Below are 328 nucleotides of genomic sequence, written 5' to 3' on the forward strand. Positions count from 1 at the left end.
CAATAGTGTTTATTGTTTTAAATATAATGAGTATGAATTGGAATGCTTTTTTAAAAACTCCATAGAGCGAGTGTTTTCAAAGATAGTGGATACTCATATTATTTATAAGCTGAATAATCAAGGCAGAAGACCTGAAGAAGTGTGTTTTTCTTGGATGCGTGGGTTTTTAGTAGCGGAGTTTTTTAAGGGTTTTATCGCTTGTCTTTTTGGCGCACAAAAAGAAACCATCAAATTTTTTGGTGGTGATAATTTTGAGAGCATAGAAAGCTTTAAAAGAAGTCCTAAAGCCGATTTTTTGTTAGACAATCATTTATTGCTAGAAGTTCAA

General features: G+C 32.0%; 1 protein-coding gene. It reads left to right on the top strand.

Annotated features, from left to right (window positions below):
- Positions 1 to 85: 85 nt before the first annotated feature.
- Positions 86 to 328 (top strand): hypothetical protein (locus GO013_RS16840; protein ID WP_203529724.1); only part of this gene is annotated, 243 nt, incomplete at its 3' end.

Origin of the sequence: Pseudodesulfovibrio sp. JC047 (assembly GCF_010468615.1) — a bacterium.
Lineage (GTDB): Bacteria > Desulfobacterota > Desulfovibrionia > Desulfovibrionales > Desulfovibrionaceae > Pseudodesulfovibrio.